This window comes from Calothrix sp. FACHB-168, from assembly GCF_963889195.1.
GTDB classification, from domain to species: Bacteria; Cyanobacteriota; Cyanobacteriia; order Cyanobacteriales; family Nostocaceae; genus Aulosira; species Aulosira anomala_A.
Genome location: NZ_CAWPNJ010000074.1, coordinates 203,271 through 228,443 on the forward strand (window position 1 = coordinate 203,271; position 25,173 = coordinate 228,443).

Annotated in this window: 19 protein-coding genes and 1 tRNA gene; 5 read left to right on the forward strand and 15 right to left on the reverse strand. The window is 40.4% G+C overall.

Translation table 11 applies throughout. The features are described 5' to 3' along the window. Positions 1-41 precede the first annotated feature (41 nt). The 6 genes from AACW45_RS34135 to AACW45_RS34160 form a co-directional block, all read right to left on the reverse strand. Entirely contained in the window at positions 42-257 is a 216-nt protein-coding gene (locus tag AACW45_RS34135; RefSeq protein WP_190630272.1) for a hypothetical protein, read from the reverse strand. A gap of 683 nt (positions 258-940) precedes the next feature. Further along, positions 941-1,222 carry a hypothetical protein gene (locus AACW45_RS34140; protein WP_190630275.1) on the reverse strand — a complete coding sequence of 94 codons (282 nt, stop codon included), beginning with the start codon at positions 1,220-1,222 and terminating at the stop codon, positions 941-943. A gap of 22 nt (positions 1,223-1,244) precedes the next feature. Next, entirely contained in the window at positions 1,245-1,766 is a 522-nt protein-coding gene (locus AACW45_RS34145) for a hypothetical protein (protein WP_190630277.1), read from the reverse strand. Positions 1,767-2,136: 370 nt separating this feature from the next. Beyond that, positions 2,137-2,310, reverse strand: coding sequence for a hypothetical protein (locus AACW45_RS34150; RefSeq protein WP_190630279.1), 174 nt, complete (start codon positions 2,308-2,310; stop codon positions 2,137-2,139). A 2-nt stretch (positions 2,311-2,312) separates the two neighbouring features. Further along, positions 2,313-2,699, reverse strand: a complete 387-nt coding sequence (locus tag AACW45_RS34155; RefSeq protein ID WP_190630280.1) for a 6-pyruvoyl trahydropterin synthase family protein — start codon at positions 2,697-2,699, stop codon at positions 2,313-2,315. Between the two features lie 225 nt (positions 2,700-2,924). Continuing rightward, on the reverse strand, positions 2,925-4,298 hold the full coding sequence (locus AACW45_RS34160) for an NB-ARC domain-containing protein (protein ID WP_190630282.1): 1,374 nt from the start codon (positions 4,296-4,298) through the stop codon (positions 2,925-2,927). Between the two features lie 87 nt (positions 4,299-4,385). Here AACW45_RS34160 and AACW45_RS34165 point away from each other — a divergent pair, with 87 nt between their 5' ends. Then, positions 4,386-4,541 (forward strand): hypothetical protein, encoded by a 156-nt coding sequence (locus AACW45_RS34165; protein ID WP_190630284.1) that lies wholly within the window; start codon positions 4,386-4,388, stop codon positions 4,539-4,541. 164 nt (positions 4,542-4,705) lie between these two features. Here AACW45_RS34165 and AACW45_RS34170 read toward each other — a convergent pair whose 3' ends face one another. After that, entirely contained in the window at positions 4,706-4,960 is a 255-nt protein-coding gene (locus AACW45_RS34170) for a DUF6761 family protein (protein WP_096645592.1), read from the reverse strand. A gap of 554 nt (positions 4,961-5,514) precedes the next feature. On the opposite strand from AACW45_RS34170, the gene AACW45_RS34175 reads away from it, so the two are divergent. Continuing rightward, a complete protein-coding gene (locus tag AACW45_RS34175) occupies positions 5,515-6,285 on the forward strand; it encodes a response regulator transcription factor (RefSeq protein WP_190630286.1) in 771 nt (256 codons plus the stop codon). 38 nt (positions 6,286-6,323) lie between these two features. On the opposite strand, the gene AACW45_RS34180 is transcribed toward AACW45_RS34175, so the two are convergent. From AACW45_RS34180 to AACW45_RS34190, 3 genes are all read right to left on the reverse strand, one after another. After that, positions 6,324-7,106, reverse strand: a complete 783-nt coding sequence (locus AACW45_RS34180; protein WP_190630370.1) for an ABC transporter ATP-binding protein — start codon at positions 7,104-7,106, stop codon at positions 6,324-6,326. Between the two features lie 53 nt (positions 7,107-7,159). Then, a complete protein-coding gene (locus AACW45_RS34185) occupies positions 7,160-7,732 on the reverse strand; it encodes a hypothetical protein (protein ID WP_190630288.1) in 573 nt (190 codons plus the stop codon). Positions 7,733-7,854: 122 nt separating this feature from the next. Further along, positions 7,855-9,645: a ShlB/FhaC/HecB family hemolysin secretion/activation protein gene (locus AACW45_RS34190; RefSeq protein ID WP_190630290.1), complete on the reverse strand. Its 1,791-nt coding sequence runs from the start codon at positions 9,643-9,645 to the stop codon at positions 7,855-7,857. Between the two features lie 415 nt (positions 9,646-10,060). Here AACW45_RS34190 and AACW45_RS34195 point away from each other — a divergent pair, with 415 nt between their 5' ends. Together AACW45_RS34195 and AACW45_RS34200 are read left to right on the forward strand one after the other, a co-directional pair. Then, entirely contained in the window at positions 10,061-10,930 is an 870-nt protein-coding gene (locus AACW45_RS34195; protein ID WP_190630291.1) for a trypsin-like peptidase domain-containing protein, read from the forward strand. A gap of 208 nt (positions 10,931-11,138) precedes the next feature. Continuing rightward, positions 11,139-20,264, forward strand: a complete 9,126-nt coding sequence (locus AACW45_RS34200; RefSeq protein ID WP_190630294.1) for a CHAT domain-containing protein — start codon at positions 11,139-11,141, stop codon at positions 20,262-20,264. A gap of 117 nt (positions 20,265-20,381) precedes the next feature. Here the strand turns inward: AACW45_RS34200 and AACW45_RS34205 are convergent, their stop codons facing one another. The 5 genes from AACW45_RS34205 to AACW45_RS34225 form a co-directional block, all read right to left on the reverse strand. Beyond that, complete coding sequence (locus AACW45_RS34205; RefSeq protein ID WP_190630296.1) at positions 20,382-21,602, reverse strand: ATP phosphoribosyltransferase regulatory subunit; 1,221 nt, start codon at positions 21,600-21,602, stop codon at positions 20,382-20,384. Between the two features lie 155 nt (positions 21,603-21,757). Continuing rightward, complete coding sequence (locus tag AACW45_RS34210; RefSeq protein ID WP_190630298.1) at positions 21,758-22,720, reverse strand: tetratricopeptide repeat protein; 963 nt, start codon at positions 22,718-22,720, stop codon at positions 21,758-21,760. A gap of 207 nt (positions 22,721-22,927) precedes the next feature. Next, positions 22,928-23,740, reverse strand: coding sequence for an inositol monophosphatase family protein (locus AACW45_RS34215; RefSeq protein WP_190551662.1), 813 nt, complete (start codon positions 23,738-23,740; stop codon positions 22,928-22,930). Between the two features lie 141 nt (positions 23,741-23,881). Beyond that, positions 23,882-24,508 carry a thermonuclease family protein gene (locus AACW45_RS34220; RefSeq protein ID WP_190630300.1) on the reverse strand — a complete coding sequence of 209 codons (627 nt, stop codon included), beginning with the start codon at positions 24,506-24,508 and terminating at the stop codon, positions 23,882-23,884. Positions 24,509-24,597: 89 nt separating this feature from the next. Further along, the gene (locus AACW45_RS34225; protein ID WP_096645582.1) at positions 24,598-24,966 is read right to left on the reverse strand and encodes a 2Fe-2S iron-sulfur cluster-binding protein; all 369 of its coding nucleotides are present in this window, start codon (positions 24,964-24,966) and stop codon (positions 24,598-24,600) included. Between the two features lie 94 nt (positions 24,967-25,060). Here AACW45_RS34225 and AACW45_RS34230 point away from each other — a divergent pair. After that, positions 25,061-25,147, forward strand: a tRNA-Ser gene (locus tag AACW45_RS34230). Positions 25,148-25,173 lie beyond the last annotated feature (26 nt).

Here is a 25,173-nt window from a genome sequence, read left to right on the forward strand (position 1 = left end):
TTCAATCTCAGAAATATCACAAAAGCAAAGAGCGATCGCTCTTAACACTGTCGTTCATAAGCTAAATCGCGAATCAGAGACAGGCGCGATTGAATGTAATCACACAGAAAATCAGTCTCTTTCTGTTCTAACAATGCTTCAGTGTTGGTTTGCTTGACTAACCATTGCACCAAACTAGCATCGTCTAGTTGTAATAAAGTCTTGGCCTGGGCGGTTTCCACCACCGACCAAAGCTGACGCATAATCTTAGGAGTCATCAGACCTCAATTTAATTATTAGCTTCGCTGTTTTCAGATTACACAATTCTGGCAACAGATTGCGGCATGAATGTAGAACCTGAGATAACTATTATCAAAAGCTTAATAAAGCGATTTATAACTTTATGAAGGTTAAGGATTATCAATCGCTATCGGCTAATTGTTGGGCTAGTTTTACTTGTTTTTCAAGTATATATACTTAATATTAACCTAAAACTTACTGCTTTCAGTGGAAGAAAAAATAATATTATTCTGTTAACTCAGAATCTCGTTAGAGCAAGGCTTACCGTTAATATAAACCACAGATTGTAACTGCGATATTGTCATTTATTGCTAGAGCAACTTTATTAATACGGGGATTAGAGATTAATTTCCGGCAAAAACACAATAAAAAGAATTATTAATAGCATTTATTTTACTTGTGCTTAACGATTTCTATACCTTAAGGAGGAAGAAAAATATTAAGATTTATTGGGCATGTGGAGTATAACAAATTACTCAATAACTTTGCAATCTTTATTCATCAGCTAGCAGTAAACCATTAATAATAATGGTAGAGGTTAATTGTTTAACCTCTACCATTGGTAAAGTTTTTTACTCGTCTTCAGACAAGAGCAAAAAATTCATGGGACAGATCGCTAATGCTGAATCCCCTTCCTCAGTAATTGGTATAACTTTTATCTCTAGAGTTGCTGTTGGTAATATATCTCGATTGCACCTACAGCTTTCAGTAACGGTGAATCTAAATTTTCAATCCAATCAGCTACTTCACGCGCCAATCCTAACGTCACATATCCATCTGATGGTTCGAGGCGATCGCTAATTGTATTGGCTTTAAGCTGCTGTAATTGCGCAATCAGCGTATTTAATCGTTCTGAAGGCGAATCATTTGCAGCAAGCATTCCTTTCCCGACTTCTAGCGCTGTATCTACCAGTTGGAGAAATTCTTGTTTTTTTGCTTCCATCTTTTTGCAGTTAGCACCTTGCTTAGGGACACTTAAATTCTTTGACTTTCATTGGTGTTCCCTCAGACCATTTTAAATTGGGATCTTTGGAATCTTGAATAAAGGTTTGCTGTCCACCCCCAGGGTAACATTGTGCTGGGTCTTGGGAAGCTACTACCCCTTCATAAACTGTCGTTCCCGCAGGTACCGTCACAGTTAACATCATCGTCGCTTGGTTACCCCATTCTTGCTTTAAAGCTAAATTCCTGATGACATCAACATTTTTCTTATAGAGATTAGTAGTCAGATATCTGCCAAATTTATTTTTATCGGTACTAAAGTAGCGGTAGTAAGTTTTGTCTTCTTGGAGTTTAATTTCCTGACATTTAGAGTCTAAGAAAGTGACTGCAATTTCTAGCGGTAAAGGACAATTAGGCGCAGTGGTTGGCGTCTGCTGGCTAGATTGATTTGATACTTTATATTGCGCAAAACTACTGCTGACACCACCACCTAAAGAAAGCGAGCATAAAGCTATGCCAGTGAGTATATGTTTAAATTTCGTCATTTTTCGCTGGTAAACTCAAAGGAATTTGATTATAAAAAGTATAACTATATACTTTTTATTCGGCTATTTTTTTTATAAAAATTTTTGCTTCAACAAAAATTAATCCGATCGCCGACTTATAAACGAGCGATCGGATTAATTTTTAGATGATTATTGCGTCAAATTACGATAAATTACCCGAATAATTGGCGAATAAGAGACGAAGAAAGTTATTTTAGCCAAATTTTCCTACAAATGACCAATAAAAACGGGAGCATCCCAATTTTGACGCAATACCCTAGAAGGGTATTGCTATACCAACAAAGCCTGCCTTGGCAGGCTAAAAGTTTGATAGCCTGCCAAGGCAGGCTTCGTATTTCTAGCCCCACCCTTATAGGGTGAGGGCGTTTTTGCACATTTGGGATGCTCCCATAAAAACTGTACGGGCGGGTTCACCGATATCCTCATTTATTAACAAAGATCCAAATAAACCCGCCCCTACTGACCAATGACTATTGACCATTGACCATTGACCATTGACCATTGACCATTGACCATTGACCATCTTCAATCTTGATACTCTACCCAACTATTCGGTGTTTCGGAAACTCGAACTTTGAGCTGTACCTCTGCGGGTAACTTCTGCTTAGTTTGATCGTAAATATACTTGGCGATCATCTCCGCAGTTGTTTCGTATTCTGGAGGTAAGACTTCATTGAGAACGCAATGATCGAGTCCGCCTTTGGTTACATCTTGTTTAGCCCATTTTAAGGTTTTAAAATCAGCTACCATAACTGGATGCGGGCAATATTCTGAAGAGTGCAACATTGATGATGTAGCTTCGAGTCTCACTTTATAAGTATGTCCGTGCATTCGACCACAAGGGCCATCATAATCTTTGATATAGTGAGCGCTATCAAAGGTGAATTCTGTAACTAACTTCCATTTGGGCATTTTGATATCACCTCATAGTCTATAGTGACTGAAATACTCACGCCACCATATCTCATTCACAATTACAACTAGATATTTACAAGTATTGCTTAATTCTTACGGGCTTGACTATAAGCGGGTTTATCAGACAAACAATTAAAAAGCGCGATCGCACTTGATGCTACCCTCCCCAAATGCGATCGCGCTAGTTGGCTGAAAAAATAAGTATGAAGGAAACCAACATGATTAAGCTAATGAATAATTCTCTGCTGTAGGTATTTCACAGCACACTTTACCAATCAGGTTTTCACTCACATATTCCATGACTACAGTTGGTTGAGTATAATTAGCTGATCGCTGTTCAATTAGCGATCGCCTTTGTAAAGAAAAAAGTGCTTCTAGTAATTCTCGCTCCGAGATTTGCGGAATCACATACTGTTGTAATTGTTGTAAACTTACCCAATCTTGCTTAACTGCTAGGGAATACATCACCTGCTTTTCGTTAGCAGATAAGCGGTTAAACTGTTGCTCTAATATTTCCCAAATATCGCCAAAAATCACTGAACCTTGCTGTAAAAATTGGCAAATATTACCATCAAACAAATGCTGAATTGTCGTAGCGACAATTTTCAAAGCTAAAGGATTACCTGCATAACGCTGAATTAACTGCTGACATTCATCTGTAGAATCTACTAATCCTTTAGTTGCGAGGATTTGCTGTGATTCTACCGCAGATAAACCAGTGAGTTGGAGCGATCGCACCGGTAAAGCGTCACCTTCTCTAGCTGTAAACCCACTAGGGGTTTCTCTGGTAGTAAAAACTAGACAACTTTGATGGACTTCATCTCCTATCCTTCTGAGAAGTTGACCGTATCCTTCATATCCAGCGCAATAATGTCCGGATGTCTCTCCACTTTGCAAAAGCGATTCGATATTATCCAATAAAATGAGGCAGCGTCGAGAGCGCAAATACTTCATTAAGTAAGAAATTTGTACATCCAGGTTTTCTGGTAAACTCGCTGCTGATTGCTGGGAGACGAAAGAAATTAACTCCCGCATCAAATCAGAAATTGCTGGACTATTGCGGAGACTGCGCCAAAAAACAAAATCAAACTTACTTTGTAACTTTTCTGCAACTTTCACAGACAAAGCTGTCTTACCAATACCCCCCATTCCTAACAACATGAGCAAACGGCATTTTTCATCAATAATCCAGCGTTGCAGCAATTCTTGTTCTTTCTGGCGTCCATAAAACACAGAAACATCAATCGCTTCTCCCCAATCTTGCTGCTGTTGGATTTTTGGGGTGGGAAATGCGGCGATAGTAGATACTTGTGACTCTAATTGCTTCAGGCTGGAATAATGGCGGCGCAAGACTGTCTTGACATTACTTTTAGCAATATTTTCCCCCAGCGCTTTTGAGAGCATTTGCCATAACCGAAAGCCTACATCTCGGATGTAATCATCATCGTAACCCGAGCTTTCGGCAATTTCTGCATAAGTATATCCACTCCAGCACAATCTAAGCACCATCTCTTGGATATTACTCAGATGCTTCTTTTGCAATGCTTTGTCTAAAACAAGCATTGCTTGCTCAAAACTTAACTCTATGACTGTCACATAAAATATTCCTAGCTAAGATCTGCATCCACTTATCGGAGATGGTTTAAGGTTTTATGCAGTTCCCGCAAAAGTTTACATTTTGTTATGGGGCATGGGGCATGGGGCATTGGGCATCCTTTCGACTTCGCTCAAGGCGAGTGGGCATTGGGCATTGGGCATTGGGCATGGGGCGTTGCTGAGTTATGCACAGTCAACGGTCAACGGTCAACCGTCAACCGTCAACAATTACCCCCAAACTAAAATCCCCCCAGTAGTCTCGACAAAAAGATTAGATGACTGGGGGAAAATGTTTTATGAAAAATATCTTCAAAATTCCATACCACACGACCCCTTGATCAAAGCAGTTAATATGCTATAATCATCTGCGTTGATTAGTGGTAACTACCATTGACCCCAGCAGGACATTAGTAATAATCGTGTTGTGGTTCTGGTTCTGGTTGCACCATTGCAAAGTTTGAGGCATCGTATAGGTAGCGGCTGGCTTCCTCTTCGAGGCGATGAATCAAATAGGGTTCAATGGCGTTCCCATGTCTCAGCGCGGCTAAATATCCATCCAAATACATCCGCATATCGTCCATACGATAACCGCGATTCCATAACTCGACGAAGGCGTCGGTAATTCTTTGGTAATAGCGGATGGTTTGTGTGTCTTGGAGCATAACTGCTGAATAAATCTCTTTGGAATGAGAATTGTAAATGATCCGGGCAAAAATGTGAAGTGTGACTTTCCCCCTATCCAGGAGTCAAAATCAATTTCTCTACTTTGGGTGTTACCCTCCAGCAGCTACAACGTATTCTGATCCTATTCCAGAAAGCACAAAATAAGTCAAGTAAGTAAGTTATTTTTATAATTTGCTTTTGTAACTTCCTGCGTTTTTAGACTATCTTAAAACTAAGTTTTGCCGGGTGCGATCTGCTTTGGGAATGAAGTCAGGATATACCTTTGGGCAGGATCGGTGAGTTTAGCGATCGCTTATTGGTGCTTTACCCCCTTCGATGGAGCTAGGATGTGTAGCCAGAAATAATTTTCATAAGTCTAACAAAAATTTAAGAATATTACTAATCGGCTGGAGTTAAAGCATAAGTTAAACTTTTAGCTAATATTGTCATCAGAAAATGTCAAGTTAATCATAATTGGAGTAACAAAGACTACAAAACCTTGGGCATGGGCTTGTTAATTTGAAAGTCATCAACGCTAAGGGGTCTTGCCACCGTGGGTTCGGTTTGTATTGAAATCGTTGAGGGGAATCCCCATCTGAGGTCGTTGCTCGGTTGGCACTTGCAGCAGCTCGAATATCGCGTACATCAAGCCGCCAGCATATATCAAGCAAGGGAAGTGTTTTTGAGCCAGCAACCAACACTGGTGATTCTAGATGCTGATTTACCTGATGGTGATGGCATTGAATTTTGCCGTTGGCTGCATCGTCAGCAACAGCCGTTAATTTTAATGCTATCTGCCCGTGCTAACGAAGGTGATGTTGTGGTCGGTTTAAAGGCGGGAGCAGATGATTACTTGAGCAAACCATTTGGAATGCAAGAGTTTTTAGCCAGAGTAGAAGCGCTAATTCGTCGCAACCGCACGCCTGTGGCACCAGCTTACTTAGATTATGGTGCCTTGCAAATTGATTTAGTGCAACGTCGGGTGAGATTTCAGGGAGAATTTATCGATTTAACACCTCAAGAATTCAGTTTACTATACGTTTTAGCACAAGCTGGAGGAGTACCTCTGTCTAGGTCAGAATTGCTCAGAAGAGCTTGGCCTGACGCCATTGATAATCCACGCACTATTGATACTCACGTTTTATCGCTGCGGAAAAAAGTTGAACTAGATCCTCGGCAACCCAGTTTAATTCAAACTATCCGGAATGTAGGATACCGGTTTAACATGGAAATTTTAAATTCCAACTTACCGCAATCACCAGCAAAATTGCCCAAGGAGAGATTTAGCAATCAACGCTCAACCCTGAGTACGCAAAGGGTGTAGGGGGTGTTGACTGTTGACTGTTGACTGTTGACTGTTGACTAAATCCACTCTTGGGAGGCTTGAGCTTCTGCTTGTTGCAAGCTGGTGCGTAAATCAGACCAGTCTACCTCAGCAGTTGTTCTATCTGCTAATAACTGACCTTGCTGGAGATGGAAGAGTCTTGTACCAAATACCTGTGCTAATTCTAGCTGGTTATTAATTGTTAAAATTGTGGTGTGATGGCTGGCAGCCAGCTGAATTAAGATTTCTATTACATGGGTGGCAATACCAAAATCTAAGGCGGAAGTTGGCTCATCTAATAATAATATTTTTGGTTGGATGACTAAAGCTCTGGCGATCGCAATTAGTTGGCGCTGTCCCAGAGAAAGTTGTACTTCAGTGCGTCCTAACCAATCATTTGGTATATGCAGTTGTTCCATCCAATAACTGACTCGTTGCTGTATTGTCTGTTTGGATAAACCACGCAATACCAGTGGATAAGCCAATGCTTGTTGGACTGTCATACCCAAAAGCTTAGACTCTTGTAATCCCAGCGTGACTACCTGGCGTAACTGGACGATGGGGATTTGGCGATATTCCCTATCTTCTAGAAGTATTTTGCCGCTAGTTGGTTCCATCAGGCGGTTAATCAGCTTAAATAAAGCTGTTTTTCCCGCACCTGATGGCCCGACAATGACAATGCGATCGCCTGGGTAAACCTCAAAGGAAATATCCTGCAATATGGGATATCCTTGGTGATTCGCTGATAGTTGGGTTTTGAGCTTTGTAAACAGATTAACTTGCTCTAATTTGAGTATGGCTTTTGGGGTGACAGTATCCAAGTTCAACTTTCTTTAGGGATTGGTCAAAATCAATCGTAATTACGAATTACGAATTACGAATTAGTAATTATTGGGTGGGTTAAAGCTGTAGAGATAGTCCAAGCATCTACCAACAGCAACAATAACGTGAAACCCAGCAATATAAAATACATCCAAGGTTGTGCTAAAGGACGCACATCTGTGGTGTCGATACCTGTTTTTGCTTGTACTTGCCTAACGAGTTGAGCAAATCCTACTACACGCATCGGCAATAAATAAGCTTGTCCAGACTGACTCAGGAAATAATATACAATACCTCCTTGACCAGTGGTACGGGGTTTTAATTCTTTCACATCTGACCAAGCCAAAGACCAACCTTTACGAAAAAATCGCGGTACCCATACAGGATAGGCGACTTGTATTCCTTGGTCGTCTACAATAACTCTTTCGGTCAACACTGCATATAAAGCAATCAAACCAATACCAATTCCTAGCCATAATAATGACGGTGGGATAGGTGCAGCTGTTACTTGGGCTAAAAAAGGTAAGGGAACTGTGAGTGCGATATATAAACTCAACAGTGTAATCCGAATTAACGGTGAGAGGCGAAAAACAGAGGTTGAAGGATTAACTAGGTTTGCTGTCACGGCTCAAGTTAGATATCTTTATCTTTATTGTGACCGAAGCGAGGGGTTAGGGGTTAGGGAATATGGGTAGGTTGGGTTGAGGAACGAAACCCAACATTTATGTCACTTCGTAGCGAAATTTGTCAAAGATGTAAGCCAACGCTAAAGTACAAGCCGTCATCTTGCGCATTTGTTCCGCGATCGTCTAGCTCAATTAGGGGAACGGCATAATCTAGACGCAAGTTAAAATCTGGTAGGGGTTTCCATAAAACGCCTAGTCCTAAACCACTGATAAACTTTTGTCTTTGGATTAGGTTGGGGTTGCTATCGACATTCCAGATATATCCTAAATCAAAAAATGGTGCTAATTGCAGCACATCTTGACCGTTGTCGGGGTCTTTTTGTAAACCTATGCGGTTTTCTATAGATAATCGCAATCCATTATCACCTGCGCGGACATTTTGACGATAGCCGCGCACTGATTGACCGCCACCAATGACAAACTGTTGGGAGGGTAATAAACCATTGGGTGTGAGTTGCAGGTCAAGTTGGGCGATTAACAGATGATTTTGACTTAATTTTTGCTGTCGCTGTAGTTGCAATAACCAACTAAAAAACTGACCATCGGGTTTGGGGTCGTCGTTAATGGTAGCATCAAAAGCACCTATGCCAAAGTTAAATTGCGATCGCAATCCCCAAACACCCTCAAGACTGCGTTGTACGTAATCTTGGCTAAATCTAATTGTCCGGGTTTGGCTATTACCATCATTGTCAGGCCCGATACCGAAGGGGGTTGGCCCTGCAAAGGTGAATGTTTGACCGTTTTGGACGCTAAAACCTAAGGATAAGGCAAATTCTTGCGCGAGCGATCGCACTATTGGCTGACGATAGGTAATTTCATACAAACTAGATTCACCGCGAATATCAAAAATATCGAATGGTGCTTGAACTACTTTGACTTTGTTAATTGCAGTTCTTAATTGCAAAGTCCCATTCATGGGATTTAGCGGTACTTGATAGCTAAAGTCGTAAAGATTGGAACCGCCACTTTTAGTAGTAAAGTAATAATTTGCGCTGATTTGGTCACCAATTCCGGTCAGGTTGCGATAAATAGCACCAATACCCAATCTTTCCGAACCCAAACTAGGGGGAGAATAGTTATCTGCACTCAAATTTAAATCAAAGGGTTCGGCTTCGGTGAGGCGCACTACTACAATACTTTGACCTCGATTGGTTCCCGGACGAACACTAGCTTCTACTTTGCTAAATAACGGGTCAATTTGCAATAACCTTAATTGTTCTTCTAGCTTAGATGGAGAAAAAGGTTTATGAGTGCCCATTCCCAACCGCGATCGCACATAATCAGGATGAATGCGTTTTGTTGGTGGGTCAAATTGAATTTCTTCGATAGTACCTTCAATTACCTGAATTCTCACTACGCCATCTTTAATAGATGACTCGTCTACAATTGCTTCTGAGGTAATGTAGTCTTGCTGAAAATACCAACCAGTAATTTGGTCTGCAATATTCTTCAACTGGGCTAAACTGACTGTCTGTCCTTCTACAGTCTTCAAGATAGATTGGATGGCGGCTGATTCGGCAAAACTACTACCTTGTAAATCGATTTTCGTGACGGTAATCGGCGGAGAATCTGGCGTTGGCGAAGCTTCTGGGGTGGGTGTTGCTTGAGCTATCTCTAATTCACCAGCAAAGTTAGGCACAAAAGGATCTCTATAGGGAAGGACTAAGCCCCCTGCACCCTGTCCCTTTTCTTCTGGTTGACTGTTGGGATGCAAAGATGTATTGCTAGCTGCCGTTGATATTGCTGTGGCTAATTTGGCATCAGCATAATTAGGGAATATCCCAGCAATCACAAGGCTGCTAGAAAATAAACATACAATCCCTGTTACGAATTTTTGTAATAAAGAATACATTTTTTGGTGGCGCGATAAAAATTTTACTTAAGCACTAATACCCAATAATACGTAATAAATATCACATTTTACAGAATCTTTATAAAGCTATAAAAACCGATCGCCCCATGAGATGGGTGATTTTGAGCTTTTTTGGAGAATTCTTATATTTTATGTATTTTTTCTGTAAAAATATCAGTAATTACGCGGTTTTATATTAGATTGATATGTGATGGGTTGAAATTTAAGTATTTCTTGTGTGTTTTTTTATAGGCATGGTTTAGATACTAAAAATAAGGCTAAAGCATGATAGCGGCAGAAAATGAATACAAATTCACCAAAATTTGTATTTAGTAACAATAACCAAGCAGATTGTTTCTATCTACGCCTGAATCAACAATTGAGGAAGATTAGCATCCAAGGGGAAGGAAAGTAAATGTTAAATAAATCTTTAGTAGCAAGTTGTCTAGCTGGTGTCACGATCCTCACAGGAGTTGTACCGGCGCTGGCGCAAAAGGCTGTACAATCGCCAGCAATCAATCAAAAGTCAGACAAAGCCAGGGAATTACACCCAAAAGACATAGCAGCGATCGCCCAAGCAACGGTAGTCAGGATTGAATCTAGTGTGGGTGTTGCGGGTTCGGGGGTGATTAGCGGTGTCTCTCAAGAAGGAGGAATCAACGTTTACGCCATACTCACAACCAAGAAGGTAGTACAAGACAAAAATGTTCAATATGACATCATTACACCATTATCTTCCGGTGTAGGGGGCAATAAGCGCCAAAAAATCAGAATTTCTGCTGCTGATATTGAAGAAATTCCAGGTGAAGATTTAGCCATTGTGCGTTTTAAAAGCGATCGCACTTATGAAATTGCCAAACTAGTAGAAACAGAAGATCCGCAAGATTGTCTACAAGCAGATCCACAGCTATGTAATGGTGCATACGTCGGTGGATTTGCTAACCCTCCTAGCGGTAAAAACCGGATGTTTCATGTCACAGAATTACAGAAAAAAGATAAATCCCGGACTTACACTAACTTACCTTCTAGGTATAATTTATCAGGATTAGCAGGTGGCCCGGTGTTTGATACTTCGGGGCGTGTGGTGACGCTATTCGACAAAAATCAAAACCAGAGCAAGGCATTTGGCAAAAGAAGGGGGTTTAGCCAATTGCGTAATTATTCGAGAATGCGTGTTAGATTAGACCTGACACCGCCATTATTAACTATGTCCCTGAGAGGCAACACACCATTTAATTTCCAACAAGAAATTTTCGAGACAGATATTGAGGCTGTGAATCGGTAACTTGGCAATTAAGTAAAAGCTCTGAGGAAAAATCAGTACTAATAAGGCGCTGTCTGACACTCTAAATCGAATTGAGGTGAAGATAGCACATCCACCAAGGTTTTGAGTGGTCAAAAATTCCCCCATCTGCTGGGATGGGGGAATTTCTTGCTGCTTTTTTATACCCTCATACCAAAGTAACTGAGTTACCTCTATAGCGGAAAATACTATGAATTCACTAGCGCAAAAAATTAACCTATTAATACTGATTGTGAGTCAAGCGATCGCGCAGATATTTTCTTTAAGCGCGATCGCCCCAGCTAAAGGGCAGTCAATTACACCAGCAGCTGACGGTACAAATACTATAGTTACGCCTAACGGTAACCAGTTAGATATTAGTGGTGGTACTCTATCCAGCAATCAAGCCAATCTTTTCCACAGTTTTCAACAATTTGGCTTAGATAACAACCAAATCGCCAATTTTCTGTCTAACCCAAACGTGCAAAATATCTTAGGGCGGGTAGTTGGCGGCGATCCTTCCATTATTAACGGTTTAATTCAAGTTACTGGCGGCAGTTCTAATCTATTTTTGCTCAACCCGGCTGGCTTTATGTTTGGTGCCAACGCCAGCTTAAATGTACCGGCTGATTTTACCGTCAGTACTGCTAATGCTATTGGTATTGGTGGCAATTGGTTTCTAGCATCAGGTAATAATAACTACGCGGATTTAATCGATAACCCCACAAGCTTTAGTTTCAACACAGATCAACCAGGGAGTATTATTAACCTGGGTAACTTGACTGTAAATACAGGTAATTTAAATTTACTAGGTGGTACAGTAGTTAGCACCGGACAGCTATCTGCACCAGATGGTAATGTTACCGTCGCCTCCGTACCGGGGCAAAGTTTGATCCGTATTAGTCAAGCAGGACATTTACTCAGTTTAGAAATTCCCGCCAACGCAGCTGTATCGGGAAATGTTTCTGTAGCCTCATTACCAAAATTATTAACTGGTGGAGGTACAGCAAATAATCAGACTTTGACAGTTAATAACGGACAGGTGCAACTAGCTGCATCAGGTATCCCTGTAAATGCTGGGGATGTAGCCGTCACGGGCGTGACAGCAAAAACAGCTACCCTGAACGCCGCCGAAAATTTAATTTTGCCTGAAAGTCAACTGCGCATCACTGGCGATTTAAATTTATTAGCAAAAAATACAGTCTTAGCACGGGATACTGTCGCCAATCCTTTTTTAGCCCAAGCTGGGGGTAATCTTTACATCCAGGGAAATCAAAGTATTGATATTCTCGCTTTGAATCATCCCCAGACACCCTTTGTCAGTGGTAAAAACCTGAGTTTAGTTAGTGATGGTAATGTTTCTGGTGACGCCCATTTTCGCAGTGGTGGACAATTTAGCATTCGCAATCTATCAGGCGGTGCAGGTAATTTTGTCAGTTACTTCGATCCAATTATCACAGCTAACAGCGATGTTGAGTTTGGCGATTACAAAGGTGCAGCCTTAATGATACGGGCAACAGGGAGTGTCCAGGGAGGAGATATTACCATTACGGGCAAAGATGAGAATGTTAATATTTCTGTACCAGATGAAGATTTAAATGCATTGAAAACAACTAGCGCTTTAATTATAAGTGCTGGTCTAGCTTCAGTCGGAACAGATAATCTCCCAATAACTGAGGGAGATACAGACTTCAAAAAAATCACACCTCCCTTAAACGATGGCAGTATTCAAGTAAGAAATATCAAAACCACATCAACAATAACCGATGAGACTGGGAAGATTAAACTGACTGCAACAGGTGACATTACTACACGTACTTTAGATGCTTCCGCTAGTACGGGTAAAGCAGGGGCGATCGCTCTGACAACAACAAGCGGTAACATTACTACAGGCACTTTAAATTCTTCCGCCACAGATGGCAATGGTGGGGCGATCGCTCTTACAACAACAGGTGGTAGCATTACCATTGGTAACAGTATCAACTCTTCTGGTAATACGACTGGCGGAAATATTAGCTTCAACGGTGCTGTTAACCTTGGGGGTAGCGCTACCACTATCACTACTGGTTCTGGTACAGGTAATATTAGCTTTAGCAGCACTATTAACGGTGCGGAAGATTTAACCTTAAATGCAGGTACAGGAAATATTACTTTAGGTGGCGCAGTTGGTGGTACAACTCGATTAACTGGCTTATCTGTGACAGCAGCAAATACCAATGTTGCTAGTAATATTAGCACCACAGGCAATCAACAATTTACTAGTCCTGTGACTCTGACTGGTGGTGGTAGCAAAACTTTCAATTCAAACAATAGTAATATCAACTTCGACAGTACGATTGATGGTGGTAGTAATTTAACGTTAAATGCAGGTACAGGAAATATTACTTTAGGCGGCGCAGTTGGTGGTACAACTGCATTAACTGGCTTATCTTTGACAGCCGCTAATACCAATGTTGCTAGTAATATTAGCACTACAGGCAATCAACAATTTACTAGTCCTGTGACTCTGACTGGCGGTGGTAGCAAAACTTTCAATTCAAATAATAGTAATATTTCCTTCAGTAATACAATTAATGGTGGCAGTAATTTAACTTTAAACGCTGGCACAGGAAATATTACTTTAGGCGGCGCAGTTGGTGGTACAACTCGATTAACTGGCTTATCTTTGACAGCTACTAATACCAATATTGCCAGTAATATTACTACAACAGGTAATCAACAATTTACTAGTGCAGTTACCTTAACTGGTGGTGGTAGCAAAACCTTCAATTCAAATAATAATAACATCAACTTCGACAGTACGATTGATGGTGGCAGTAATTTAACGTTAAACGCTGGCACAGGAAATATTACTTTAGGCGATACAGTTGGTGGTACAACTCGATTAACTGGCTTATCTGTAAACGCAGCAAATACCAATATTGCGAGTAATATTAGCACCACAGGCAGTCAACAATTTACTAGTCCTGTTACCCTGACTGGTACTAACCAAACCTTCAATTCAAATAATAGTAATATCACATTTGACAGTAGGATTGATGGTGCTAGTAATTTAACGTTAAATGCAGGTACAGGAAATATTAATTTAGGCGGTGAAGTTGGTGGTACAACTGCATTAACTGGCTTATCTTTGACAGCAGCAAATACCAATGTTGCTAGTAATATTAGCACCACAGGCAATCAACAATTTACTAGTCCTGTTACCCTGACTGGTGGTGGTAGTAAAACCTTCAATTCAAATACCAGTAATATCACATTTGACAGTAGGATTGATGGTGCTAGTAATTTAACGTTAAATGCAGGTACAGGAAATATTAATTTAGGCGGTGAAGTTGGTGGTACAACTCCATTAACTGGCTTATCTTTGACAGCCACTAATACCAACATTGCCAGTAATATTAGTACCACAGGTAATCAACAATTTACTAGTCCTGTTAGCTTAACTGGTGGTGGTAGTAAAACTTTCAACTCAAATAACAGTAATATCACCTTCGACAGTACGATTGATGGTGCTAGTAATTTAACGTTAAATGCTGGTACAGGAAATATTACTTTAGGTGGTTTAGTTGGTAGTACAACGCCATTAAGTAGTTTAACTCTGGCATTTTCCAATATTAATTTTCCCAGTAACCTCGATGTTTCTGGCGATTTGATATTTGATAACCCTGTCAACCTTACTAGTGCTACTAATACTATTAAAGCTGATAATATTACCTTTAATAGTACAGTAGATGGCAATAGCAATTTAACTCTAAATGCCATTACAAATATTAGCTTTAATGGTGAAGTTGGTGGTACAACTCCATTAACTGGCTTATCTTTGACAGCTACTAATACCAATATTGCGAGTAATATTAGCACCACAGGCAATCAACAATTTACTAGTTCCGTTACTCTGACTGGTGGTGGTAACAAAACTTTCAATTCAACTAATAATAATATCAACTTCGACAGTACGATTGATGGTGCTGCCGATTTAACTTTAAACGCAGGTACAGGAAATATTACTTTAGGTGGCGCAGTTGGTGGTACAACTCCATTAACTGGCTTATCTTTGACAGCCACTGATACCAATGTTGCTAGTAATATTAACACTACAGGCAATCAAGAATTTACTAGTTCTGTTACATTAACTGGTACTACCCAAAACTTCAATTCTAATAATAGTAATATTACTTTCGATAGTCCGATTGATGGTGCTAGTAATTTAACGTTAAATGCTGGTACAGGAAATATTACTTTAGGCGGTGAAGTTGGTGGTACAACTCCATTAACTGGCTTATCTTTAACCGCAGATAATACCAATGTTGCTAGTAATATTAGCACCGCGGGCAATCAAGAATTTACTAGTCCTGTTACCTTAACTGGTACTATCCAAAACTTCAATTCTAATAATAGTAATATCAACTTCGACAGTACGATTGATGGTGCTAGTAGTTTAACGTTAAATGCTGGTACAGGAAATATTAATTTAGGTGGCGCAGTTGGTGGTACAACTCCATTAACTGGCTTATCTTTGACAGCAGATAATACCAATGTTGCTAGTAATATTACCACTACAGGCAATCAACAATTTACTAGTCCTGTTACCTTAACTGGTACTACCCAAAACTTCAATTCCAATAATAGTAATATTACCTTCGACAGTACGATTGATGGTGCTGGTAATTTAACTTTAAACGCAGGTACGGGAAATATTACTTTAGGCGGTGAAGTTGGTGGTACAACTCCATTGAGTAGTTTAAGTCTGGCATTTTTAAATATCAATCTTCCTAGTAGCCTCAGTGTTACAGGCGATTTAATATTTAATAGTCCTGTCAGCCTTACTAATGCTAGCTATACTTTTAAGGCTGATAATATCACCTTTAATGATACAGTAGATGGCAATAATAATTTAACTCTCAATGCCATCACAAATATCAGCTTTAATGGTGAAGTTGGTGGTACAACTCCATTAAATGAATTGACTGTAGCATCTGCTAATACCAATGTTGCCAATAATATTACCACCACAGCTAATCAACAGTTTAATAGTGCAGTTACCCTGACTGGCGGTGGTAGCAACCTTTTCAATTCAAATGATAGTAATATTGCATTCAGCAGTACTATTAATGGTGCTAGTAATTTAACCTTAAACGCAGGTACGGGAAATATTAATTTAGGTGGCGCAGTTGGTGGTACAACTCCATTAACTGGCTTATCTTTGACAGCAGCTAATACCAATGTTGCCAATAATATTACCACCACAGGTAATCAACAATTTACTAGTCCTGTTACCCTGACTGGTACTAACCAAACTTTTAATTCCAATAATAGTAATATCACTTTCGATAGTAATATTGATGGTGCTAGTAATTTAACATTAAATGCTGGTACAGGTGCGATTAATTTTGGTGGTGTAATTGGTGGTACAACTCCATTAAGTAGTTTAAATCTGGCTTTTTCTAATATCAATCTTCCTAGTAGCCTAAATATCCAAGGCGATTTAATATTTGATAACCCTGTTAAGTTGACTAGTGCTACGAATAATTTTAAAGCTGATAATATTACCTTTAATGGTACAGTAGATGGTAATAGCAATTTAACTCTCAATGCCATCACAAATATTAGCTTTAGTGGTGAAGTTGGTGGTACAAATGCGTTGAGTAACTTAACCGTCAACGCCAATAATACAAATGTTGCCAGTAATATCAATACCACAGGTGCGCAACAATTTAAGAGTACAGTTAGCCTGACTGGTACTAACCAAAGCTTCAAAACAAATGATAGTAATATCGCATTCAGCAGTACTATTAATGGTGGCAGTAATTTAAGTTTAAATGCTGGTACAAGTGAAATTAATTTCGGTGGTGCTGTTGGCGATACCACTGCATTGACTGGTTTAACTGTGACATCTGCTAATACCAATATTGCCAATAATATTAGCACCACAGGTAATCAACAGTTTAATAGTACAGTTACCTTGACTGGTACTAACCAAGACTTCAAGACAAATAATAGTAATATCAATTTCAGCAGTAATATTAATGGTGGCAGTAATTTAAGTTTAAATGCTGGTACAAGTGAAATTAATTTCGGCGGTGCTGTTGGTGATGCAACTCCATTAAGTAGCTTATCTTTGACAGCAGCAAATACTAATGTTGCAAGTAATATTAGCACTACAGGCAATCAAGAATTTAAGACTGTAGTTAGCCTGACTGGTAATAACCAAGACTTCAAGACAAATAATAGTAATATCAACTTCAGCAGTACGATTGATGGTACTAGTAATTTAAGCTTAAATGCAGGTACAGGAAATATTACTTTCGGTGGTGCTGTTGGTGGTACAACTCCATTAAGTAGCTTAACTACTAGATCTTCTAATAATAATGTTGGTAGTAATATTACAACCACAGGTAATCAAATATTTAATAATCCAGTTAACTTGACTGGTACTAGCGATAAAACATTTACTTCTAATAATAGCGCGATCGCTTTCAATAACTCCTTAACCGCAGGTAGCAACAACCTGACGCTAAAAGCTGACGAGATTAACTTCACATCAAGTACTGTAAGCGGTAGTGGTACCCTGAAACTCGAACCGACGACAACTAGCCAAAATATTACTCTAGGTGGCGCTAATAACGATACTGCTGCTTTAGACTTGACAACAGCAGACATCAATGCATTAGCAAACGGCTTTAATAGCATTACCATCGGGCGTGAAGATGCTAATGCTATTACTATTAATTCTGTAACTTTCAAAGATCCAGTAACCATTAATTCTGGCACTGAAAGGATTATAGTTAATGGAATAATTACAGGTACAGATAATGCTTCTGTTACCTTAAATGGTAATACGACTCTCAACGCTGGGATTACTACCAGTAATCAAGATATCAACTTTGAAAAACTGGTATCATTCGGTACGACTACACCAATAACTTTGAACTCCGGCACTGGTAATATCAGTTTTAAGAGTACATTAGATGGTGGTGGAAATTTAACCCTGCGTTCCGGCAGTGGTAATATTAATTTAAATGATGAGGTAGGTAAGACGCCTTTAAGTAGCTTAAATGTGACGGCTGGTAATACTAATGTTGCTAGTAACATTACTACCACAGGCAATCAACAATTTAATAGTCCTGTAACTTTGACTAGTAATGGGAATACAGTCACCTCTAACCACAACTTTACAAGCACTCTTGGCGAATTAGATTTCAAAAGTAATATTACAGGTAGTGGAAATTCAGCGATCGCACTCCAAGCAAGTCAAAATGTAAATACGAGTAATATTTCCACTACAGGGGGAGATATTAAAATTACCAGCGACAAGGGAAACATCACAACAGGTAATGTAAATTCTAATACAGACCTCGATGGCAATGGTGGCAATGTTAGCTTAACAGCCTTAGGTAATAATACAGGCGAGATCAAGACTGGTAATATCAACACTAATACTAATGTAGGTAATGGTGGTAACCTAACTATTGAAGCGAAAGATAGAATTAATACTGGAGCTATCAATACTAGTTCCACCAATGGTAATGGTGGTTCAGTCAAACTAGATCCAAATAACGATATTCAGGTGCAATATATCAATGCTCAAGGTGGTAGCAGCAATGGTATAGGCGGTAATGTAGATATCAAAACTAGAGGCTTCTTCCGCGCTACAGAAACTTTTACTACCTCGATTAATAACACCCCCATTTTGGCTAGTATTTCCACAATTGGTAAAGACGGTGGTGGTGAAATCAAAATCGATCACGGTGGCGATAGCATCAGACCATTTGTTGTTGGTAGAGTATCAGCTGATGGTAATGGTACTGCTGGAACTATTACTACAGGTTTAAGTATTTTCGGTTTACCTAATAGTATTGTACCCGTTGAATCATTCCCACAGAGCGAAACTAGAGGCAAAATTCAAATTATCACTCAAGGACGAATCGTCCCAGGTAGAGAAGAAAGTAGCTTATCACAAATAGGCGTTAACAATAATGTTAACTCTAGTGAAGATTCAGTGGTTGTTAATCTAGAAAATAATGAAACTAGACGATATCAATCAGAATTAAAGTTAGAAAATGTGCCAATTAAAAGTATAGAACAAATCACTAGCGAACTGAACCAAATTCAGCAAAAAGCGGGAATGAAATCAGGAATTATCTATGTCTGGTTTAAGCCTAAAGAATACCAAATCAAAGCAGATAATTCTCAGCCAGAACCTCAAGATAGTGATACCTTAGAAATATTCATGGTAACACCTGGTGGTAAATCTACAAATCCGAAAATTCATACAGGTATTACTAGAGGAGAGGTGAAAAAGGTAGCAGCAGAATTTTATCGAGAAGTATCTCTCAAAGAAAATGTTGATGCTCCTCTAGAGTTGGAGAAACTTAGCACCACCAGTTATAAGAAATCAGGCAAACAACTTTATAAATGGTTAATTGCGCCCTTAGAAGCTCAATTACAAAAAGACGGTATTGACAATGTGCTGTTTGTCATCCAGGATGCAGGTTTGCGATCGCTTCCTTTAGCTGCACTAGTAGATGAGCAAGATAAGTTTTTGATTGAAAAATATAGTTTGGGTATCATTCCCACTTTCAGCTTGATTAATAGCAACTATGCTAATCTCAAAAACACTCAAGTCTTAGCAATGGGCGCAGAAAGCTTCGATCCGGGGCCAAATAATGAAAATCCAGTCAAAGAGTTACTTGGTGCGCCTGTAGAAGTAGAAACCATTGTGAATCAGATTTGGCGCGGACAGGGTAAAGTTGTACTTAACCAAGAATTTACCAAAGAACGACTAAAACAAGAACGAGATAAAACACCATTTGGAATTATTCATTTAGCAACCCACGCAGTTTTTGCTCCTGGAGAAAATTCTCTAGAAGATTCATATATCCAAATGTATAATGACAAGCTCCAGCTTAATGAAGTTCGTAACCTACGCTGGAATAATCCACAAGTAGAATTATTAATTTTGAGTGCTTGTCAGACAGCTTTTGGCGATGACAAATCACAGTTGGGTTTAGCTGGATCGGCAGTTAAAATTGGGGTGAATTCGGTAACTGCTAGTTTATGGCAAGTATCAGATACGGGAACTTTGGGATTAATGACAGAGTTTCACCGCCAGTTACAAACCCAAACTACTAAGGTAGAAGCACTGCGACAAGCACAGCTAGCAATGATTCAAGGTAAGGTAACAATAGATGCTGAGGGCAAAAATTTAATTATCAGCAATAGTAATCTCACTATTCCCCTGTCAAAAATAGCTGTTAGTAGTTCGGAAGCCAAGCAATTAGTTCTGCAACATCCATTTTTCTGGGCACCATTTATTATGATTGGTAGCCCTTGGTAATTCTTGGCTTTGAAGGCAGAGGGGCAGGGAGCAGGGGAGATTAACATTAACATTAAGGGCACAACAATGTATATTGTGCCCTTAATGTTGATCTATTGATGTGTCTCAGGGTTGGTGTTAATTTTTCTGAGGTAATGATTCAATTACAGGTGAACCATCAGCTTTAATCCAGGCGATTTGGGTAATATTGCGATCGCTTGCGTATTGGCGGATAGCTTGTGCATCCCTTCCTCCCAAATCTATCTCTACTCGCACCATGTCGCCAGCATACCGTAGCTTTTGCGCGTAGGCAAAGGCGGCGGCATCAGCATTCGCGGTTTCTGGTACTACTAACCAATCGCTAGCTGGGGGATTTTGCGGTAATTGCTGAGTAGATTGGATAATTTGGTATAAATCTTCGATGTTGAGGGCGAAGCCAATACCGGGGATGTTTTCGCCTTGGGGATGATATAGCCCTAAAAGCCGATCGTAGCGTCCGCCGCTTCCTAAAACTCTGGCTTGTCCTTCGCTATCACTGACAACTTCAAACACAATCCCTGTGTAGTAGTCGATAGTTTGAATCAAGCTGAGATCGAGAATTAAGGGAAAATCGCTGCTAGATTCTATTAGCTCAACTAAGGCTTTGAGGTTATCTACCGCTTCTTTTTGGGCTGAATCTAAATCTAAGCTTTGGACTTTTTGCAAGACTTCCCGACTATTACCCCGCAAATCCAAGATGATTCTGGCGCGATCGCGTAGTTCCTCACTTAGAGGTAAATTATCGATAGCGATGCGATCCAAATGGGCGATCGCTTGACGCACCTTAGCTTGTAGATTAGCCGGAAATACACTCAAAAGCGATCGCGTAATTCCTGCTTCACCTAAAATTAAATGCCATTGCTGTAACGATAAAGCTGACAAACAATCAGCTACTAACAACAAAACTTCTGCATTCGCTAGCAATCCGCCCGCACCCAGTAACTCTACCCCAGCTTGATAAAATTCTTGCTGGCGATTGTGGCGATTTTCCCATATCCGGCGGAATACATTGGCATTGTAATACAGCCGTTGGGGATAAGTAGCACCCGCCATGCGCGTAACAACAGTACGCGCAATCGAAGCTGTCAGTTCTGGACGTAACCCTAATTCTTCATCTTCAGCATTTTGGAGTTGAATTACCGTTTGACGCTGAATTGCTTCTCCCGCCATTAAGGTATCCATCCGTTCCAAAGTTGAGGTGATAATCCTGTGATATCCCCAACGATGAAACACCTGTTGTAACCTATCTTCAATCCAGCGTTTTTGCGCCACATCTAAAGGTAATAAATCCCTGGCTCCTGCTGCTGGTTGATAAACCATTCATCCTCCGTATTTTTATCCCTGGCTTTGGCAAAATCTCCTTATATATGGGATTCTTCTTCAGCACTTTGCTGTTGGCGTTCAGATAGATGATGGCCCCAAGCCAAAGGTTAGGGGCCAGAAATCGGGCGATCGCAAAATTTGTGCTTCCCTGACTATTTTTTCTTCCCACCAAACAAGCTACCAAACAAACCACCACCAAATTTATCTGATTGTTTACCAGCATTATTGGTAGATGGAGTCCCCTTAGCACCACCAGATTGTAACCCTAAAGCCTTATCTAGTTTTGGTTTCCATTCCAAAGATGTTTTATCGTTGGGGTCTAATTTGAGTGCATTATCAAAATGAATCTTGGCCATTTTCAAGCGATTTTGCTTCAAATACACCAATGCTATCAGGCTATGGCCACGACTATTCTTTGGTTCTAGTTTTAAAGCATCTTGGAGTTCGATTTGCGCTTGGGAAAGTTGGTTTTTGTCTAGCAGACTTTGCGCCCGGCGGATATAAGTTTCCGCCACGGAATCTTCGTTAAAGATTGGTTGTGCTGTAGCTGTAGAACCTGCTGCGGAAGTTGGTGACGAGGAACCAGAGGTAGTTGTTGGCTGAACTAATGGCGGTTGTGCTGTGAATAATTTGTTAGCACTGCGCATCAAGTAAACTAAATTCAACTCGCTAATTTGGGCAATTACTTGCGCTACGTTTTGCAAGGAATCATATTGTGTTTTGGCAATATGGGCGATCGCTGCTTTATAGAGTTGATTTACATTGGATTCTGGCACATTTACTAACTCTTTAGCCAAATCTGTCTGCAGTTCTACAGTCGAAGCTTCTTGCACTAGACGTTTGCCCATTTGGGACAAAACTATCATGTATTCTGCGCGAGTTCGTTCTGTAGAAAGTTTTTCATAAGCTGGGTTCACCAATTTTGCTAAAAATTCCTCAGCTACCTGCTGTTCAGTCGTACTAGCCTTGATATTAGCATCTGGATGTAAGCGACGAGCAATAGTGAGATAGCGTTTACGAAGTTCCTTTACATCTGCATCCACAGGGACGCATAACACTGCATGATGGTCAATGAAATCATATTTAAAAAGTCCGCGATCTATTCTTAAAGCCATAAAAATTTATGCACCAAAGTCAGCAACCGATCGGTAGTCGCCAGTTGAAAGCCGAGAGTCAGTAGGGGCGAGTTTTGTCAGATTGTCACAGAGAAAAAAGATAAGTAAGTTAAACCACCCATACAATAGTCAAGAGTATTAACTTTGACTATTGACCGTTGACTATTGACCGTTGACTATTGACCGTTGACTTAGTATTCCCAATTTTTATTGCCAAGATGACAACGCAGGAATATGTAATAATTCCTGACTCATGCTGTGATGCAGATGACTATTAGTCGCGAGAATTCTACCAGACTCAATTTTTATCGGGCTACCATCATAAGCAGTGACTTTTCCCCCAGCTTCTTGCACGAGAATAATTCCAGCTGTCATATCCCAAGGAGAAAGTCCCCTTTCCCAATAGCCATCTAAGCGCCCACAAGCAACATAAGCCAAATCCATTGCAGCTGAACCACTGCGGCGCACGCCTTGGGTAAGATGGGTAAAGTGACAAAATTCCGCATAATTATTATCAGTAGTTTCCCTGCGATCGTAGGCAAATCCGGTGACTAACAAACTTTTACCGAGTTCCGTAGTTTGGGAAACTTGGATCGGGCGACGGTTGCGTGTCGCACCCAAGCCAGCAGCCGCCCGAAATAGCTCATTATGAAACGGGCAATAAATTACACCGACTTGGGGTACACCATTAATTAACAACCCGATAGAAACTGCAAAATCTGGGTATTGGTGAGCATAGTTAGTTGTACCATCTAGGGGATCGATTGCCCAGAGATATTCATTATCTTGATTGCCCAGTTTCCCAGATTCCTCAGCTAAAATCGAGTGTTGGGGAAAATGACGCCGCAAAACTGCTAAAACCACCTCTTCTGAAGCCTTATCAGCCGCCGTCACCAAATCCCCAGGCCGGCCTTTTTCGGTAATTGCATCTTCTAACTTACCCCAATAGCTTTGTAAAACTTCACCACCAGCCAAAGCCGCTTCTGTAGCTATATCGAGAAAGATTTGTAAGTTTGTCATTGGTCAATAGTCAATAGTCAATGGTCAATAGTCAATGGTCAATAGTCATTGGGCATTGGGCAAAAGTCAAATAGAATTCTTAATGCGCGAATTTTGAATTTTGAATTTTGAATTATTTGTCCCCCTAGTCCCTAGCCTCTGTTAACGAAAGGTACGGCGAAATTCAGCAGGAGTCAGGCGCATGGGCTTGTCTGGTTGCCAAATTCCTAAACCCATGATTCTCGCCCATTGTTGGGCACTTTCTAAACGCCGATCGTATTTATGATTAAGCGATCGCGGTAAAAATAATACATACCCTTGTTTGACTAATTCTTCATTCAATAACACCTTTTCTTTCCAGACATAGGCTAAAGTCCGGCCAATTTTGTCTCTGGGTTCCATGTCAAACTCCAGGGTGACTATTGTTTCCGCACCACCGATGAGCTTTTCTAAGGCTTGCTTGGCGTTATCTCCCCAGGGACGTTGGCGGGTATCTGGCGCATCAATACCAATTAAACGCACCTGGGAAATTAAATTTGGCTGTTCCGCCATTCCTAAAACTTCCAAACTTTGCCCACTGACTACCCGCGCTACTTTCACCTGTGCTTGATTATTAGTCGGCGGTTTATTGGCTTGACAACTCACTAGAAGGAATAGACAAGCCAAAATTACTATTTTTCGCAGAATTACGCTAAAATACGCTAGCCAAGCCGTAATTTGTGTTTTGATGCCCGGATTGATACCCTGCAAGCACCTGCTAGTCAATAGCCAAGATTGCCAAAATTGCATCTGTTCATTTTGAATTTTGAATTTTGCGGAAAGTTGCGTGCGGGGGTTCCCCCCGTTGAGCAAACTTTTCAAGACGAATTTTGAATTGTCTAATCCTCATCTAACGGTAAACCCGCTTTGACTTTCCCTTTGGCAAAAAAGCGCCCAAACTGGAGTTCATAGACTTCATCTTCGTCTTGTGTCTCTACTTCCAAATCAGAGCGGGGATAACTCACACATAATAAGGCATAACCTTGGCGGCGTAACTCTGGAGACAAGCCTATTGCCTCTGGTTGATAAATTTCTCCCGAAAGTACCCTCACAGCGCAAGTAGTGCAAGCACCATTACGGCAAGAAAAAGGCAATTCGGTTCCTTGGTGTTCAGCACTGTGCAAAATGTAGCGGTCTTCTGGCACTTGCAGGGTGTATTCCTTGCCATTATTGCGATCGCGAACTTTTATCTTGTATGTTTGGGACATCTTGATTGGGAATTTTAGCTTTGCTCAAAAATATCTTCTTAATTATCTTTGCATTTTTTGAGATTTCATCGTAGAATCATAAATCGTGGCACCTGGAGAGGTGGCCGAGTGGTTGAAGGCGCAGCACTGGAAATGCTGTTATGCGGCAACGTATACGAGGGTTCGAATCCCTCCCTCTCCGTTTTAAAAGATAGACTTGTAACTACC